The 17754-nt window shown below is 47.6% G+C and carries 15 protein-coding genes and 1 riboswitch; of the genes, 12 read left to right on the top strand and 3 right to left on the bottom strand.

Going from position 1 to position 17754, the window contains the following annotated elements; all coding sequences use genetic code 11:
* Positions 1-10 precede the first annotated feature (10 nt).
* Together uvrC and SB752_RS09035 are read left to right on the top strand one after the other, a co-directional pair.
* Positions 11-1792, top strand: a complete 1782-nt coding sequence (gene uvrC / locus SB752_RS09040) for an excinuclease ABC subunit UvrC (protein ID WP_410715334.1) — start codon at positions 11-13, stop codon at positions 1790-1792.
* Positions 1793-1879: 87 nt separating this feature from the next.
* A riboswitch (Lysine riboswitch) is annotated at positions 1880-2067 on the top strand.
* Between the two features lie 242 nt (positions 2068-2309).
* Positions 2310-3548, top strand: coding sequence for an aspartate kinase (locus SB752_RS09035; protein WP_410715333.1), 1239 nt, complete (start codon positions 2310-2312; stop codon positions 3546-3548).
* A gap of 68 nt (positions 3549-3616) precedes the next feature.
* Here the strand turns inward: SB752_RS09035 and SB752_RS09030 are convergent, their stop codons facing one another.
* The gene (locus SB752_RS09030) at positions 3617-4069 is read right to left on the bottom strand and encodes a DUF2507 domain-containing protein (protein WP_410715332.1); all 453 of its coding nucleotides are present in this window, start codon (positions 4067-4069) and stop codon (positions 3617-3619) included.
* Positions 4070-4471: 402 nt separating this feature from the next.
* Here SB752_RS09030 and SB752_RS09025 point away from each other — a divergent pair, with 402 nt between their 5' ends.
* From SB752_RS09025 to sdhB, 3 genes are read left to right on the top strand one after another with little or no spacing between them, the layout of a single operon-like run.
* On the top strand, positions 4472-5083 hold the full coding sequence (locus SB752_RS09025) for a succinate dehydrogenase cytochrome b558 subunit (protein ID WP_410715331.1): 612 nt from the start codon (positions 4472-4474) through the stop codon (positions 5081-5083).
* A gap of 18 nt (positions 5084-5101) precedes the next feature.
* The gene (sdhA, locus tag SB752_RS09020; protein ID WP_410715330.1) at positions 5102-6859 is read left to right on the top strand and encodes a succinate dehydrogenase flavoprotein subunit; all 1758 of its coding nucleotides are present in this window, start codon (positions 5102-5104) and stop codon (positions 6857-6859) included.
* A gap of 18 nt (positions 6860-6877) precedes the next feature.
* Positions 6878-7627 carry a succinate dehydrogenase iron-sulfur subunit gene (sdhB, locus tag SB752_RS09015; RefSeq protein ID WP_012685406.1) on the top strand — a complete coding sequence of 250 codons (750 nt, stop codon included), beginning with the start codon at positions 6878-6880 and terminating at the stop codon, positions 7625-7627.
* A 76-nt stretch (positions 7628-7703) separates the two neighbouring features.
* On the opposite strand, the gene SB752_RS09010 is transcribed toward sdhB, so the two are convergent.
* The gene (locus SB752_RS09010) at positions 7704-8150 is read right to left on the bottom strand and encodes a MarR family winged helix-turn-helix transcriptional regulator (protein ID WP_410715329.1); all 447 of its coding nucleotides are present in this window, start codon (positions 8148-8150) and stop codon (positions 7704-7706) included.
* Positions 8151-8349: 199 nt separating this feature from the next.
* Here SB752_RS09010 and SB752_RS09005 point away from each other — a divergent pair, with 199 nt between their 5' ends.
* The 7 genes from SB752_RS09005 to SB752_RS08975 all read left to right on the top strand — a co-directional run bounded on the left by SB752_RS09005 (position 8350) and on the right by SB752_RS08975 (position 17218).
* Positions 8350-12111, top strand: a complete 3762-nt coding sequence (locus SB752_RS09005; RefSeq protein WP_410715328.1) for a S8 family serine peptidase — start codon at positions 8350-8352, stop codon at positions 12109-12111.
* Positions 12112-12185: 74 nt separating this feature from the next.
* Positions 12186-12614 (top strand): hypothetical protein, encoded by a 429-nt coding sequence (locus SB752_RS09000; protein WP_410715461.1) that lies wholly within the window; start codon positions 12186-12188, stop codon positions 12612-12614.
* A 44-nt stretch (positions 12615-12658) separates the two neighbouring features.
* A complete protein-coding gene (locus SB752_RS08995; protein ID WP_410715327.1) occupies positions 12659-13117 on the top strand; it encodes a chemotaxis protein CheX in 459 nt (152 codons plus the stop codon).
* Between the two features lie 63 nt (positions 13118-13180).
* Entirely contained in the window at positions 13181-14422 is a 1242-nt protein-coding gene (locus SB752_RS08990; protein ID WP_410715460.1) for a M24 family metallopeptidase, read from the top strand.
* A 189-nt stretch (positions 14423-14611) separates the two neighbouring features.
* Positions 14612-15475 carry an ABC transporter permease subunit gene (locus tag SB752_RS08985; protein ID WP_410715326.1) on the top strand — a complete coding sequence of 288 codons (864 nt, stop codon included), beginning with the start codon at positions 14612-14614 and terminating at the stop codon, positions 15473-15475.
* A 34-nt stretch (positions 15476-15509) separates the two neighbouring features.
* Positions 15510-16433, top strand: coding sequence for an ABC transporter permease (locus SB752_RS08980; protein ID WP_410715325.1), 924 nt, complete (start codon positions 15510-15512; stop codon positions 16431-16433).
* Between the two features lie 563 nt (positions 16434-16996).
* The gene (locus tag SB752_RS08975; protein WP_003387736.1) at positions 16997-17218 is read left to right on the top strand and encodes a helix-turn-helix domain-containing protein; all 222 of its coding nucleotides are present in this window, start codon (positions 16997-16999) and stop codon (positions 17216-17218) included.
* A gap of 156 nt (positions 17219-17374) precedes the next feature.
* On the opposite strand, the gene SB752_RS08970 is transcribed toward SB752_RS08975, so the two are convergent.
* A complete protein-coding gene (locus tag SB752_RS08970) occupies positions 17375-17665 on the bottom strand; it encodes an NIPSNAP family protein (RefSeq protein WP_244873306.1) in 291 nt (96 codons plus the stop codon).
* Positions 17666-17754: the final 89 nt, after the last annotated feature.

The following is a 17754-nucleotide window of genomic DNA, read 5'->3' as shown; positions in this document are numbered from 1 at the left end:
GGGAGCAGCCATGAATAGCTCCTTAAAAGACAAACTGGCCGTCCTGCCAGAGAAGCCAGGCTGCTACCTGATGAAAAATGCGAGCGGGGAAATCATTTACGTCGGTAAGGCCAAAGTGCTAAAAAATCGTGTTCGCTCGTATTTTACAGGCAGTCATAATGGTAAGACGCAGCTTTTGGTCAGTGAAATAGTGGATTTTGAGTATATCGTTGTATCGTCAGCGATCGAGGCGCTCATTTTGGAGTGCAATCTGATCAAAAAGCATGATCCACGCTATAATGTCATGCTCCGTGATGACAAGACGTACCCGTACATCAAGATTACAAATGAGGACCAGCCACGTCTGGAAATTACGCGCAAGGTACTAAAAGACAAAGCAAAGTATTTTGGGCCGTATCCAAATGCAGGCGATGCCTCCGAGGTGAAAAAGCTGCTTGATCGGCTCTATCCACTGCGCAAATGCCGCAACATGCCCAAGCAGGTTTGTCTCTATTACCATTTGGGACAATGTCTCGCTCCCTGTGTATACGAGGTGACGGATGAGGAGAATCGGCGTCTGGTCGAAGAGATCAGCCGATTTCTGGATGGCGGTCACGAAGAGATGAAGCAGCAGTTGACCGAGAAAATGATGCAAGCCGCTGAGAGCATGGAGTTCGAACGGGCAAAGGAATACCGCGACCAGATCAAGAGTATCGAAGCGGTCATGGAAAAGCAGAAGATTACCTTTACCGATACCGTGGATCGGGATATTATCGGATTTGCTGTCGAAAAGGGCTGGATGTGCATCCAGATTTTTTACATGCGCCAGGGCAAAATGATCGAGCGTCAAACGACCTCTTTTCCTTATTATGGTGAGGAAAACGAGGATTTCATGTCCTACGTCAGCCAGTTTTACTACGATAAGCAAAACGCCCTGCCGAAAGAAATTCTGCTTCCTGAACAAAGCGACACCGAGCTTTTGAGCGACTGGCTCGGAATCAAAGTCCACGCTCCAAAACGTAGCAAAAAGCGAGAGCTGGTACAAATGGCATCTGAGAACGCCAGGATCGCCCTGCAAGAGAAGTTTGCGCTCATGTCAAAGGATGACGCGCGTACGGTTCAGGCTGTGCACAACCTGGGGCATATTCTCGGCATAGGTGTCCCCCATCGCATCGAGGCGTTTGATAACTCCAACATCCAGGGAACAGAGCCAGTATCCGCGATGATCGTGTTTACGGATGGTCGTCCGGACAAAAAGGAATACCGCAAATTCAAAATCAAAACAGTCGAAGGCCCAGATGATTACGGCTCCATGCGAGAGGTTATTCGTCGGCGTTACTCGCGCTTGCTCAAAGAGAATCAGCCGATGCCTGATCTCATCGTCATGGACGGTGGCAAAGGGCAAATCACTTCCGCCATGGATGTATTGGAAAATGAGCTTGGGCTCTATATCCCGGTCTGTGGCTTGGCAAAGGACGAGAAGCACCGTACTGCACAGCTTCTGTTTGGAGACCCGCCAGAGCCGGTCAATCTGAAGCGCGACAGCTACGAGTTTTATTTGCTGCAGCGCATTCAGGATGAGGTGCACCGTTTTGTAATCACCTTCCACCGGCAGTCCCGTACGAAAACGATGCTCTCCTCTCAGCTGGATGAGATTCCGGGCATCGGGGAAAAGCGCCGTAAGCTTCTCTTTACGCATTTTGGCTCGATGAAGAAAATGCGCGAGGCTACGGTAGAAGATTTCCGTCAGCTAGGAATCGGCGACAAGCTGGCAAGAGAAATAATCGCCCATTTGCGAAAGCTTGAGTCGTAGAAATAATCCGAAAAAACGATTGAACGATTTTTCGTCCCATGATATAATGCGATTCAAACAGAATAGTTAGCCTCACTTCCATATATGGAGTGAGGTAGAGGCGCGAAAACCAAGAGTACCACCCTGAGATCGGGTATCTGTGAAGGGTTTGGGAAAGGGGAATTCGCCGAAGTCTGGAGAAAAACCCGCTTTTCTCCATGCTGGGTCTGCATTGAATAAATGCAGGACTGTCATCTCGGCAATCACCAGTTGCCAGATGGAGAGCTATCTCACGGTGAGTCCGTGCGTAATCATGATGGTTGGTTCTGTCATGCTGCATGGACCGCGTGTATTGGAAGGGAGGAACCGGTATGTCGAAACAATAGGCAGCGGCAGGTCTTATTCCTAGTCGATGCCTTTTTTTAATAAAATTTATGATGTTTTTTTCCAATAGAGAGAAAATAGATAAACCATACAAAAAGAGAAAACCATAAAAAAACCGAACATCATTGGATATGAGAAAAGGGAGAGAAGCCGCATGGGGTTGATCGTGCAGAAATACGGAGGTACCTCTGTAGGTACCATTGAGCGAATTTTACGAGTAGCGGACCGAATCATCACATACAAAGAGGAAGGGCATGATGTGGTCGTGGTAGTCTCTGCGATGGGCAAATCTACTGATGTACTGGTGGATCTCGCTAGGCAGATTACCCCATTCCCATCGGAGCGAGAAATGGATATGCTGCTGACCACGGGGGAGCAGGTATCGATCTCACTTTTGGCCATGGCCTTGCATACGAAAGGCTACGATGCCATTTCCTTGACTGGATGGCAAGCAGGAGTTACGACTGAAGCGATTCACGGCAGAGCGAGAATCAAGCAAATTGATTCAGAGCGGATTCAAGCCGAGCTGGACCGTGGACGTGTCGTGATTGTGGCTGGCTTCCAAGGAATCAGTGATGAGGGTGAAATCACTACGCTCGGCCGCGGTGGATCGGATACATCCGCGGTTACCCTCGCAGCAAGCCTGGGTGCAGACAAATGCGAGATTTTTACTGACGTGTCAGGTGTGTACACGGCTGATCCACGGATGGTCCCGGCAGCAAGCAAGCTGGACACTATCTCCTACGATGAGATGCTGGAATTGGCAAATCTGGGGGCAGGTGTCCTACATCCGCGTTCGGTAGAGGCTGCTAAGAAATATAAAGTACGGCTGGTGGTCCGCTCCAGCTTTACTGCTGAAGATGGTACGTACGTTGAGGAGGTTGCCAACATGGAAACAGGAAGAGTAGTGAGTGGAGTCGCACATGACGAAGATGTCGCAAAAATTACGGTTGTCGGGATGCCTGCCAAGGTAGGTACACTCTCTCGCCTGTTTAATACACTGGCGGACAATCAGGTAAACGTGGACATTATTATCCAAAGCTCTTACGATGTGGCAGTGACAAACATTTCGTTTACGGTAACAGGTGACGATCTGACCAAAGCCATAAATACGTTGAATGCCAATCAGTCAGAGCTTGGCTTTGAAAAAGTCGATTTTGAAGAAAATCTGACCAAAGTATCCATCGTAGGCTCCGGTATGATCAACAATCCTGGAGTTGCAGCTGAAATGTTTCGCGTTTTAGCTGAAAAGGAAATTTCTGTTAAAATGGTATCTACTTCCGATATCAAAGTATCATGTGTCATACCAGCCAGCTTGACAGAGCTTGCCGTTTGCAGTCTTCATTCGGCTTATGGGCTCGATGTAGCTGAAACGGCTGTTGTTCACGGCTAATCGCTATCACCATCAAGAATCCCCCCTCTCCTCTACAGGTAGAGGGGGCTACTTATGTGAGCGGATGCTCACTTTTTGCTACGTGCAATGATATGAATGGTACTACTTCCATCTATTTCTAGTTGGGCTACGACTTCTGATTGCTTCCACGTCTCTAGTGCGCCGGCAATGATTCCTGCCTCCAAAGATAGCGTTCGGCACAGGCGTTCAGCGGATTGATACTGGTAAATGGAATGTGACAGCTTGTAGGTAATGCCTTGCTCTGATGACTCTACGAGGTCTAATTGACCCAGTCCCAGTCGCATGAACGGGTGAATGATGCCTGTTTCAGAGGCGATCCGAATTTTTCGGCCCATTTCTTTGCCTAGCCAGTACAGAATAGGGCTCTCGCTCTCGCCTAACAAGGCGTTGGTCAGCGTTTCACGTAGTAGATGGTAGCCTAAATAAGGCATGCTCATTCGCTCGGCATAAAGAATGGTTTGGGCAGGCAACAGGGCTGCCAGTTGATCCGTCTCTTTCATTTTGCTCCCTCCTGTCTGTACTAGACTATGAGAGAGTCGCTATTTTCATGACCAATCCTAGAGAGAAAAATAGCATAATTGAACAAAGTTATTCTATCAATGTATTTAGTCTATTGATTGTCTTGACGCTCTCAGTCGACAAGAGTACAATTGGATTTGGTCAAAGTTTTGCCCAACTTTTTTTCGTATTTTGACACATTCCGACAAGGTGGGACGAGACGAAAGACGGTTTTTTCGTCATGTCTAACGGGAATCGCAATGGGTTAGGATATTGGAAAGGTCGATACAAAAAGGTCGCAACCATTTTGTAGACCGTTTGCGGGCAGATCAGATTTTTTGAAAAACGTCGAGACGTTTTTCACAAACTACGAGCGTTACATACATTGAAAGGGGGACCATGGTATGGCGAAAGGCCATAGCTTTCTCAGCCACAAGCTGCACTCACTTCTCGGTTTGTTTCCGATTGGGCTCTTCTTGCTGTTTCACTTGACAGCTAACTATCAAGCGACCCACGGAGCCGAAGCTTTCAACCAGACAGTTGGTCTGATTGAAAATGTTCCACTTCTATTGGTAGTTGAATTTGTCTTCATCTACATCCCAATCCTGTTTCACGCTGTTTACGGTCTCTACATTGCGTTCCAAGCGAAGCAAAACGTAGGGAACTTCGGTTACTTCAGAAACCAAATGTTTCTGTGGCAACGGGTTACAGGTATCATTACCCTCATTTTCATTGTTTGGCACGTATGGGAAACCCGCATCGCAAAAGCAATGGGTGCACATGTAGACTTCGACATGATGGCTAACATTTTCAGCAGCCCTGCAATGATCGTATTCTACACTATCGGGATCATCAGCACGGTTTTCCACTTCTCCAACGGACTCTGGTCGTTCCTGGTTCACTGGGGAATTACGGTTGGACCGCGCTCCCAACGAGTTGCAACATATCTGACAATGGTCGTATTCGTTGTCGTAACTTTCATCGGCTTGCGCGCGATGTCGGCTTTCATTCTGTAGGGATAGGGGGACTAAATAATGGCAAAAGGTAAACTAATCATTGTCGGTGGTGGTTTGGCCGGCTTGATGGCTACCATCAAAGCAGCAGAAAAAGGCGTTCCCGTTGAGCTTTTCTCCCTGGTTCCCGTTAAACGTTCCCACTCTGTTTGTGCACAGGGCGGTATTAACGGCGCGGTAAACACGAAAGGGGAAGGCGACTCCACTTGGGAGCACTTCGACGATACAGTATATGGCGGCGACTTCTTGGCTAACCAACCGCCAGTTAAAGCAATGACCGATGCGGCACCTGGTATCATTTACATGCTGGACCGTATGGGTGTTATGTTCAACCGTACACCAGAAGGACTTTTGGACTTCCGTCGTTTCGGTGGAACCAAGCATCACCGCACTGCATTTGCGGGTGCAACGACTGGACAACAGCTGCTTTATGCACTGGATGAGCAAGTTCGCCGTTATGAAGCAGAAGGTCTGGTTACTAAGTACGAATATTGGGATTTCCTCGGAGCCGTTTTGGACGATACAGGAACCTGTCGAGGGATTACTGCACAAAACATGCGTTCCGGTGAAATTCAATCCTTCCGTGCAGATGCCGTTATTTTGGCAACAGGCGGTCCTGGTATCATCTTTGGTAAATCGACTAACTCGATTATCAATACAGGTACAGCGGCTTCTGCTGCATACCAACAGGGCGTTATCTACTCTAACGGTGAAATGATCCAGATTCACCCGACTGCAATCCCTGGCGACGACAAGCTGCGTCTGATGTCCGAATCCGCTCGCGGTGAAGGTGGACGCGTTTGGACTTATAAAGACGGTAAGCCATGGTACTTCCTGGAGGACAAATATCCAGCGTACGGTAACCTGGTACCGCGTGACATCGCGACACGCGAAATCTTCTCGGTTTGCGTAGATATGAAACTGGGTATCAACGGCGAAAACATGGTATACCTCGATCTGTCTCACAAAGATCCAAAAGAATTGGATGTTAAGCTGGGCGGTATCATCGAGATTTACGAAAAATTCGTTGGGGACGACCCACGTAAAGTTCCAATGAAGATTTTCCCTGCGGTTCACTACTCCATGGGCGGTATGTGGGTAGACTACAACCAAATGACCAACATCCCTGGTCTGTTCGCAGCGGGTGAGTGCGATTATTCTCAACACGGTGCAAACCGTCTGGGTGCAAACTCCCTGTTGTCCGCGATCTACGGTGGTATGGTTGCAGGTCCAAAAGCAATCGAATACATTAACGGATTAAACCAGTCCTCTGATGATCTGTCTTCCACACTCTTTGACAGCTTCACTGGCAAAGAGCAAGCGAAGTACGACAACATCCTGAAAATGGATGGAACAGAAAATGCTTACCTGATTCACAAAGAACTGGGTGAGTGGATGACTGACAACGTGACGGTAGTTCGTTACAATGACCGTCTGCAAAAAACAGATGACAAGATCGTTGAACTGATGGAGCGCTACAAAAATATCAATATCAACGATACAAACAAATGGAGCAACGCTGGAGCTTCCTTTACACGCCATCTGTGGAACATGCTTGTATTGTCCCGTGCGATCACAATCGGTGCGCTCAAGCGTGACGAGAGCCGCGGTGCTCACTACAAGCCTGATTTCCCTGAGCGCGATGACGAGAACTTCATGAAGACTACAATGGCGAAGTACAATGCTGAAACCACTGCGCCAGAAATCTACTACGAAGACATTGACGTTTCGTTGATTGCACCGCGTAAACGTGACTATACGTCTGACAAGAAGCACTAAGAGAGGAGGAAACTGATCATGGCAGAAAAATTGATTCATCTGATTATCACTCGCCAAGATAGCCCTGACAGCACTCCGTACAAGGAAGAGTTCAAGATTCCATACCGTCCTGGTATGAACGTAATTAGTGCGCTGATGGAGATTCAACGCAACCCGCTCAACGCACAAGGACAAAAAACGTCTCCAGTTAACTGGGAATCGAACTGCCTGGAAGAAGTTTGTGGTGCGTGCTCGATGGTAATTAACGGTAGACCACGCCAAGCGTGCTCTGCGCTGGTTGATAAGCTGGAACAGCCAATTCGTCTCGAACCAATGAGTACCTTCCCGGTACAACGCGACCTGTCGATTGACCGCAGTCGTATGTTCGATGCATTGAAACGCGTAAAAGCATGGGTTCCAATCGATGGTACACATGATCTTGGACCTGGTCCTCGTATGCCAGAAGTAGAGCGTCAATGGGCGTATGAGCTCTCCAAATGCATGACTTGCGGTGTTTGCCTGGAGGCATGCCCGAACGTAAATGCGAAGTCCGATTTCATTGGACCGTTCGCGATTTCCCAGGTTCGTCTGTTTAACCAGCACCCAACTGGTATGATGAACAAGCATGAGCGTCTGGAAGCATTGATGGAAGATGGCGGTATCGGTGATTGCGGTAACTCGCAAAACTGTGTACAAGCTTGTCCAAAAGGAATTCCACTCACTACTTCGATTGCTCATATGAACAAAGAAACAACCAAACATGCGGTGAAGAAATTCTTCTTCTCGTAATAAGTATGACGAAAAAAGGCGTGCGCCGGTTATCCGGTTTGCACGCCTTTTTTGATGGAAAAAGCTGCTGCTGTTTTTACTCCTTCTGGGCGGAAGCGGTTACCCCACGTGCTAATTTTTCAAAAGCTGTTACTAAGCTTTCTAACTCTTCAGGCGTAAGGCATGAAAAATGGTGCTCTAGCAGCTCCTGCCGTTTTTGCTTCGCTTGCTGCAAAATAGATCTCCCCGCGTCAGTCAGCCGGATATGAACGACTCGCCGATCTTCCTCGTCACGATCACGGATTACGTACTCATGCTTGTCTAAGCGATCAATCATGGCTGTTATGGCGCTGGGCTTGACGACCATGGAGTCCGCCAATTCACCGACTGTGCACTTTCCCTTTTGCTCCAATTGAAAAAGAATATAAAACTGTGGACCTGTTAATCCCGGGACGGGCTCAGACAATTGCGGTCCAATTACACGCATGGTTGAACGAAACGCCTCCTGGAGACGTTCGATAGCTTCTTGCAATTTAGATGACATGCTGTTTCAGCTCCTTGTACCCATAGGCATCAAACCTTATTATACCAAAAATATGTGAGAAGCATATTTGACGCCTTTTCGTACATTCCGTTTTTCCCTCAATCGAGAGCGTTCGTTCATTTGTTAAGAAAGGGAATACCTTAGAGCTTCCCTGTGAAAACTTAAAACAATGGATGCTTTACCATAAAGGGGGCAAACGATGAAAAAACAGGTACTCAGCTTAGGGTTGGCGTTGGTTTTGCTTCCCATAACGACAGTGAATACAGGCAGAGTCAATGCGCTTGCGGGGATAGACACCACAAGCTTTCAAACACAAATCATCCAGGATATGCAGGACGCTGCGTTTCCGGTACAAGTCAAGAAGCAAACAACGAAGGAAGGAAGCGAGTCACGCTTTTCTGTAGCGGATGAATGGCAACGTGCGGAGCACTCCTTTTTGGGCGAGCAGGTCTCGATTCCGCAGACCTCATCTCTGGATATGATTGAAGCTACCAAGGCTTGGCAGGATGCAGGGGTAAAAGGAGAAGGGATGCTTGTATCTGTAGTCGATACCGGAGTCAATCCGAAGCATCCGGATATGCCTGCCCCGCGTGACAAGCGATTGGCACAGCAAAAGTCAGGCTCTACGAAAAAAGTGATTCCCGGGTACAACTGGGCTGACCGCAATCAAACAACAGAGGACGTCGGAGAATCTCAGCATGGTGTGCATGTATCGGGGATAATTGCGGCAAACGGAAAAATGAAGGGTGTCGCTCCTGAAGCTCAAATTATGAGCCAAAAGGTGTTTTCCAATTATCAAGGAGAAGTGCCCGGATTAAGCGAATCCATCTTATTTGCCATTAACGATTCCGTCACGAAAAAAGCGGATGTAATCAATCTGAGCCTGGGCTCCTCGGCAGGCTATGTGGACGAGGTAAACACTGAGCAAATGGCGGTCAAGCGTGCCGTAGACAACGGAGTGATCGTGGTTGCAGCGGCGGGCAACGATGCCTATTTTGGCAGTGACAAGGTGCGTGCACAAAACCCGGACGTGGCTATGATCGGTTCACCTGGACTCGCACCTGACGCATTTGCGGTCGCCTCTGTCAATGCAACTTCGCTGGCAGGCTACAGCTTTGGTGTACAAGGTGTATCAGGTCTGGAACGAGTGGTTTACTTGCATGGACATGTGGCGACAGGAACGGCAATCAATCCAGTGACGACTTTGCTGAAGCCTTATCCGCTTGTCTATATGGGAAAAGGGAAAAAAGAAGATTACAACGTCTCGGTCAAAGACAAAGTCGTGCTTCTGGAGCGAGGAGACATTTCGTTCGATGAGAAGCTTCGTCTCGCCAAGGAGGCAGGAGCTGTGGGAGCGGTTATCTACAATAATGAGACAGGGCCAGTGATGATCAGCGCTGAGCATCTGAAGCAAATCCCGGCTGTAACGGTCTTGAAGCAAATGGGTGAGCAGCTGGCGCAGGCGATTAAAAAGGGGAAAAAGGTAAGCATCACCTTTGACGGCGAGTATGGGCAAAATCCGATGCCATATCCTGATGGCGGGACTATCTCTGCTTTTTCATCCTGGGGCCCTACGCCTGACTTGCAGTTCAAGCCAGAAATATCCGCGCCAGGCGGTGGGATTTTGTCGACGGTAAAAGACTCCGATTATGCGGTGAAAAGCGGAACCTCTATGGCGACACCACATGTAGCGGGAGGGATGGCGCTGCTTAAGCAGGCCTACCAAAAGCAAGGAAGAAATCTGCAGGGCAGGTCGCTTGTAGAGACGCTCAAAGCAGCAGCCATGAATACGGCACAGCCGATTATGGACCCGCGGCAAAGTGTTGCTGCATTTGAAAAGGCGCGTGCGCAAAAAATGCCCTACAGCCCGCGTGTGCAGGGGGCAGGACTAATGCAAATCAACAAGGCGATCCAAACGCCTGTAATCATTGTTGATGCTAAGGGTAAGGCTGGGGTTTCTTTGGGGGAAATTGGCCCTACGACGTCCTTTTCCTTATTTCTCGATAACAAATTCGGTAAAAAGCCAATAACGTATCAGCTGAAGGATGAATTCGGGGTACTGACTGATTTGCGCAAGGATGGCTTGAATCTCTTGACCGAGGGGCCACTCGACGGGGCCAAGCTGCAGTTTTCTAATACGCAAGTCACCGTTGCTCCGGGAAAACGAAGTGAGGTGAAAGTGACGCTCCAGGTTCCCCAAGAGACAGCACGAAATCTGTTTGCAGAGGGCTTTATTGCGTTTCAGCCTGATGATAAGGAGCTTCCCACCTTACGTGTTCCGTACTTTGGCTTTTACGGAAATTGGAACGAGCCGCGAATCATGGACGAGCCGATGTGGGAGAAAGGAAGCCAGGAAAAGCGCACAGGGGTCAAAACAACGTGGTACCATGACAAACGCAATGACAAATGGAAGTACCGTGACTACTTGGGTGTAACAGGTGTTGGCGAGGAAGGAGCAGCGAAAATCGATCCGACTCAAATCGCTTTTTCGCCAAATGGTGACGGTCATTACGATACGGCTGCTCCATCCATTACGTTTTTACGCAATGCCCGTCAAGTGATCGTGGAGGTAACCGATCAATCTGGCAAGCCAATCCGGACGCTGGTGCGCGATGAAAAGGTATCCAAATACGATCAGTCCAAGCTGGGTACGCCCTATTACTACACGGAGAGAGAAGCGTGGAGCTGGGATGGCAAAGCGTACGTTCCCGAAAAAGGAACCTATGAACAGGTAGCAGATGGCCAATATCACTTTAGCATCAAGGCCAAAATCGATGGACGCAATGCCAACTGGCAGACCTTGACCTTGCCGATCCGAGTGGATACGAAGCCACCAGTCATTTCTGCATCGGTGTCAGGAAATCGCGTGCAATGGAGCAGTCGGGACAAAGACATTCAAGGGTACTTGCTGTATGTGAACGGGAAAAAAGTAGGCGGACCATACTCAGCCAAGGTAACAAGTACGATTGTCAATCAACCCGACAAGAAAATGAGTGTGGTTGCTTACGATTTTGCGGGAAATATCAGTGTGGTTCATTTGAATGGGAAGAGCGATACGACCCCGCCATTCATCGAGTTTCCGGAGGATCTGTTCTCCTACCTGAAAATTTCCAAGCAGCCGGATGTCGCCTTGCGCGGAAAAGTGACTGGAGAGGATATGCTGGACCGAGTTCGGCTAGCGATTAACAAGGCTCCGGTAAAGGTCGAGGCAGATGGTTCCTTTGAGACGATCCTGCGGCTGCCAGAAGGGCTCAACTATGTTGTTTACAGTGCTCGAGACATGTATGGAAACACGCGGCAATTTACACAGCGAGTCATTGTGGATACGACCCCTCCCATTTTGCAGTTCCAAAATGATGGAGCAGAGGACGTACAATTTGACCCAGCAACGAAGCAAATGCTGGTCCCGATCCGGTTTATGTATCGAGATCAGACATACAAGGGACAGATTAGTGTAAATGGACAAATTGTCACCAGCTTTGAAGAAGATCAGCTCGAGGTCCCTGTTCAAAAATATGTGACTCAGACACTGCCATTGAAGCATGGGGAGAATCGTATTTTGATCGAGGGCAAGGACGGGGCAGGCAATCAAAGCGCCCTGTTGATCTACGGATATGTCGATGCTAGTGCCGGATCGATTGTCTTGCATCAAGGCGAGCTGCGATTGAACTACAAAGCGCGAGCAGTTCCTGCACCAACAGTTAAATTAAAGCAAGACCAGCTTGAAGCAAAAGGCGGGGAGTCTATTCCGATCGAAGGGAAGGTGACAGGGACTGGTGCTGTCAGTCTTCAAATCCAGTATGGTAATCAGGAGCTACAGGCTGATGTGAATGATCAAGGGGGATTTCGACTTGTGCTCGATCATATTGAGGAAGGAAGGCAAAAGCTGACAGTAGTTGCAACAGACTCATTGGGACGAGAAGCCCGAGCGGAAATGAATGTGATAGGAAAGAAAAGGTAGAGTTTTGAAGCATACCCGGCGAAGCGCATGATCAGGCTGTTGCCGGGTATTTGTGTCTGGGGAGGGAAAATTTGATGTTTTATCATGGGATCAAGTGGGAATATGTAATGAAGGAGTATCCGTTACTTTCACCACGACGTACCGTTAGCAAGCATCGGAGAGACCAAGCCCTCGATCGTAAGCATTTGCTTCAACAATTTGGCTTGGAGCCGGTTCATTTACTTGAGGCTGATGAGAGCTACCCGCATGAGCGTTGCATCATGGAATGCTTCGAGTTTGGAGATACCGTTTTTGCTTTTGAACGTTTGGAGCTTCCGGTATGGCAGTTAAGTCACCATGAAGTAGGAGTAGAAGTACTCGATTTACGCTCCTGCAAGACTATTTATACCATTCGATATGAGGCTAAAGTAGAGTCTTTTTTTCCGGGAATTCCGTATATAAGAGACTTTTTCCCTACATTTTATGGTAATGACTCTTGCAACTGCCAAAAATCGACATTATGATATGGATACGACAGATAATTGCCCGGGAAAGGAAGAGAGTGAAGATGCTAGTCCAATACTTAGATCCATTCTTAGAATCTGCCTCATCGGTGATTTCGCAAGTGTGCAATGTCGATATCTCTCGAGGAGAATTGGCCGAAAAAGAATGGATACATCGTGAAGGCCATACCTGGATTCGTATTGGGATGACCGGTCAATTGCAAGGAGATATATTTTTTGGCATCCAGGAGGATTTGGCTCTGCGAATCATTTCCGCTATGATGGGTGGTTTCCCTGTCAATGAAATGGATGAAATTGGTAAAAGTGCAATTTCAGAGCTAGGAAATATGATTTCGGGGAATGCGAGTACGATTTTGTCTAATCGAGGCGTGCTGGTAGATATTACACCGCCGTTGTTTTTGCTGAATCGGGATATGCAAGAAATGACGGGTACTGCACTGACTGCACCACTCGACTTGCATGATATGGGGACGATGGAAATTCAGATTGTGATCATCAGATAGGCGGCAGCAGCCGTCTTTTTTCTATGAAAATATATCAGGGCGGGGGAAAGCGCTTTGAACGAGATGAACGTGAGAAACAACATCCTGCCGCTGCAGGTGCGCGATCGAATGCAGGATCAATGGCTGCAAATACGTTTAGCTACGATATTGCCCGCGATTATGGTGAAGCATCAAATGGACATGTGGGTGATAATCGGCCGGGAGTATCAGGAGGACCCGATCATGGAGACACTGTTTCCGGCAGCGATTGACAGCTCCAGAAGATTGACGATCATCGTGTTTGCTTTAAATGAAGACCAGACAGTAGATTGTTTGGTCATTCATACGAACCCCGATTTTGAGCCTTTTTATAGACCAGTCTGGGAGCCGGCAAAAGAAGATCAATGGGGATGCTTGGCCCGCATCATTTCTGAGAATAAACCGAAGTACATTGGCGTCAATGTCTCCGACCACTACAGCTTTTGCGATGGGCTAACGCACTCGTATTTTACGAAATTGCTGGAGGTACTCGAAGCAAGTCAGGCGCCTGCCGTCATGAGTGCAGAACGGGTCGCGCTTGATTGGCTTCAGCTACGCACAGACGAGGAGCTGATAGCGTATCCGGCAATCGCAGCAATTACCAGAAATTTGGCGCAAGAGGCACTCTCCAATCAAGTAATCCATCCTGGAATTACGAGGACGACTGACGTCGTTCGCTGGATCAGGCAACGAGTAAATGACCTTGGAATACGGACATCCTTTTACCCAACTGTAGATGTCATTCGCAAAGGCTGTGGCAAGCTTGAAGATGTGGTTATTGTCCCTGGGGATGTGATCCATCTGGACTTCGGGATTCATTATTTAGGGCTGGCGACAGATACTCAACAGCTTGCGTACGTATTAAAAATGAACGAACTCGATGCTCCGATAGGATTACAGAACGCCATGCAGACTGCGAATCGATTGGAAGACATCATGTGTGAGAACTTCCAAGAAGGACAGACTGGCAATGAGATTTTCACAGCATGTATCAAGCAGGCTGAAGCAGAAGGGATAAAGGCGATGATTTATTCGCATCCCATCGGCACTCATTGTCATGCCGCAGGGCCACTTATTGGCTTGTACGATAAGCAGGAAGCAATCCCGGTCAAGGGAGAGTTGACCATACAAAACAATACGTGCTACGCCATGGAATTTAATATTCGGCAATACATACCTGAATGGGATGAGGAAATCCCTATCTATTTGGAAGAATCCATCGCTTTTGTAGATGGCAAGGTGTACTTTTTGGCCAAAAGGCAAACAGATTTTTACCTCATTCGTTAAGAGAAAAGAGGGGAACACCAGGATCGCCCCTCTTTCGATTTTCACTCTCTTCCGCGTAAGTAGCCTCAAGAATTGCTTTTCTACCACCATCCATTATCTGAAATATAAAAAAACATAAAATATTTTTGATTGTCTGGATGAATTTTTTTAGATGGTGTATTGTTGGAAATAGTAAGGGGGTATGAAGGCTTGTCATATGTGAAACAACTGGTAGGAATGTTCTTTTTGGTGATCGCTGTTTGTGGCGGGCCGTTCATGCTGTACACGGTCAAAGAAGAGATTGTGTTTGCACCAGAAGAAGTAGTAGTACGAACGGTTTACCTGATACAGCAGATCGCAACGGGGTCACTGGGAACCTATTATTTAGGCGACAATGAGAGAAGTATAGCGGAGGATATTCTTCCTTTTGCTTTCAGCACGTTTGAGCTGCTATTTTCGAGTGTTTGTATTGCGGTTGTAGTGAGTCTGGTTTTTGGCTTGTTTCTGCAAAGATTTGGCATGGTGCGCCAGCTGCAAAAGCTGCTCAATCTCATATCGACGATTCCGGATTTTATTCTGATTTTTTTGTCGATTTTGGCTGCAATCAGTTTCTATAAGCTGACTAACATCCGGATCATTACATTGTCACCAACGAGTGATTCCGCCAACAACTGGTTTCCCATCACTCTTTTGTCCATAGGACCTACCATCTTCCTGATGAAGGTGGTCAGCCTGAAATATGTCCAGATTGGCGGAGAGGATTTCATCAAGACTGCACTGGCAAAAGGGATGGGGATATGGCATGTTCTCGTCCATCACGTATACAAAAACATCAAGCCGTTTTTGTTGGCTGATCTGAAAAAGACAATCGCCATTACTGTAGCGAATCTGTTCATTGTGGAATATTTGCTTAATGTGGTCGGCTTGACTCGCTTTATTTTTAGTAAAAACGCACCGTATCAGTTCAATTCCGCAGTCATGGGACTTTTGGGTATCATTCTATTGTCTATCTTGGTCTATTTCCTGATTCGTTTGGTTCTGTATTTGTTTGAACGGGCGGTCGTCTATAAGTAGTCGCTACATTTTTCGGTATGAGTGAGGTTTTTCTATGCAGAAACGATTCAATTGGTCTTTATGGACAGGCTCTATTCTGGCACTGCTTCTGCTCGTGATTGGACTGATCGGTCCCTATATGGCACCATATCCACTCGATCATCAGGAAAAGACACGCAATGAGGTTATAAACGGTAAAACAGTCATTATTTCGCCGCCATTACCACCGTCGAGTGATCATCTATTCGGCACCGACAAGTGGGGCTATGATCTGCTTACACTGCTCCTGCACGGGGCTCCTTATACGTTGTTTGTGACACTGGCGATAGCAGCTGGCAGGGTGGTTTTAGGCTCTGTTATCGGGCTGTACATTGGCATCCAGGACAAGCCTCAGCGATGGTGGTTGGCTATCGAAAATGCGTGGGGCTATATGCCGATTTTTATTCCCGTGTACTTTTTGCTAAAAGGGGTAAGTATCAATCCGTTGATGCCTACTTCGACGCTAGTCATGCTGTTCATTGGAATTGTGGCGATATTGGGTGCTCCTAGTGTTGCCTCGTCCATCCGACAGAAGACCGAGCAAATCAAAGATACGCAGTATGTACTGGCTGCTACCTCACTTGGGGCTGGCCGGGAACAAATTATTTTCCGCCACATCCTGCCCCATTTAAAAGAGCAGCTGATTATTATATTGGTGACCGAGATGGTTGCGATCATGACGTTGATGGGTCTTTTAGGGATGTTCGATTTATTCGTCGGCGGGACAAAAATGACGACAGACCCCGTTATCTATCACTCCATTACGCATGAATGGGCGGGGCTTTTGGGATCATACCGCGGCTTTGTCTACAGCAACTTCACCTGGATTTTCCTCACGCCATTACTTGCTTTTATTGTGGCTGTTGGTTCTTTTACCTTGCTTGCTAAAGGGCTGCGCGAAAAGTTTGAGCAGACGTATCATCGCACGCCTTTTATTTAACGTATAGGAATTGATAAGCGTGACGCTTATCAATTCCGGAGCGCATGACAACTTTCCGCTAAACGCGGTCGCTCCTCATTGAGGAAGCCTCGATAGAGGTTTTCTTAACGCTTGAAAAAAATGATGTGCACGGCTCCCTTTATCGGCTGAGATGACGGGAGTTTTTTTGTCGACTGCTGGGAACAAAGATGGTAAACCAAAATAAAATGAGGGCGAAAAGACGGGAGCAGTACGTGAGTGCGTTGAATAGACTGAAGTGTCGGGGGCGGTGTTGGCCTTGGGTTCCGGCGCCTGCTTCCTTCAGAGTCATTCGAGCGTATGACCGGGAGCAACAGACAAAAAGGCGGCCATCGTCGTCCTAAAAGTAGCGTGTTCGCGGTGTTTATCGAAGATCTTTGTTTGCGGTGTTCGGAACCCATTGCCCTTTTTCTGAATAGGATGTATGGCAAAAGCCTAAAATCCTTGAAATTCCGGCACCATCACCCACCCCCCATCATAGGATAAGGTGACTCTGTAATCCCTCAACCTTGTTCCTGTAGAGCCCACAAGGAGGGGTGGCACGATTGAAGGGTAGCGACCAAACCAAGCCGTTGTTAACGAATCGCGAAAGAGAAGTGTTTGAACTCTTGGTCCAAGATAAGACAACCAAAGAGATTGCCGGACAACTCTTCATCAGCGAAAAGACTGTGCGCAATCACATAAGTAATGTTATGCAAAAATTAGGTGTCAAAGGTCGATCTCAGGCAGTAGTCGAACTCGTTCGACTTGGTGAACTAGAGATTTGAGCCCGTTCCACCCAGCCTCCCTTTTCTTCCCCTGGTCGGAAGGGAGGGTTTTTTTATTTTTGCTTGTAAGAGGTGACAGCAGGATGAATAGAAGGAGCAGGTGTTGAGTGTTGAAAAGCCCATCTTACAAAAGATGGGCGAGATTGGATGGTTTCTTTATTCAAGTACAGGGCGAAGGAAGCTTCTTTCGTAGCTAATAATGCATTTTGTGTTATCTGCGAGAGCGAGGGCTTTTTGGCACTCTTCATCTGTCGGGATTTTCTTACGGTATTCTTCGTATTCAGCCAAGCTGGGGAAGCTGAAGAGGGCGTAGGCGATATTATTGGCACCTTCATGAGGTAGAAAATAACCATGGTGGTGTCCACCGAACTTATTAACGAGGGGAATCCACATTTTTGCATATTCTTCAAAAACATCAACCTGGTATGGATCAATAACGTATTTCAAGTAACAAGTGACCATTTGTCCACTCCCTAATCGTTTTTCCTAAATCTTACTGTACGTTAGTATGGGAAACAAGAGGGGGGATGGTTTTA

It is taken from the genome of Brevibacillus sp. SIMBA_040, assembly GCF_046535075.1.
Taxonomy (GTDB): Bacteria; Bacillota; Bacilli; order Brevibacillales; family Brevibacillaceae; genus Brevibacillus.
This window is presented reverse-complemented; position numbering and strand designations above follow the sequence as displayed.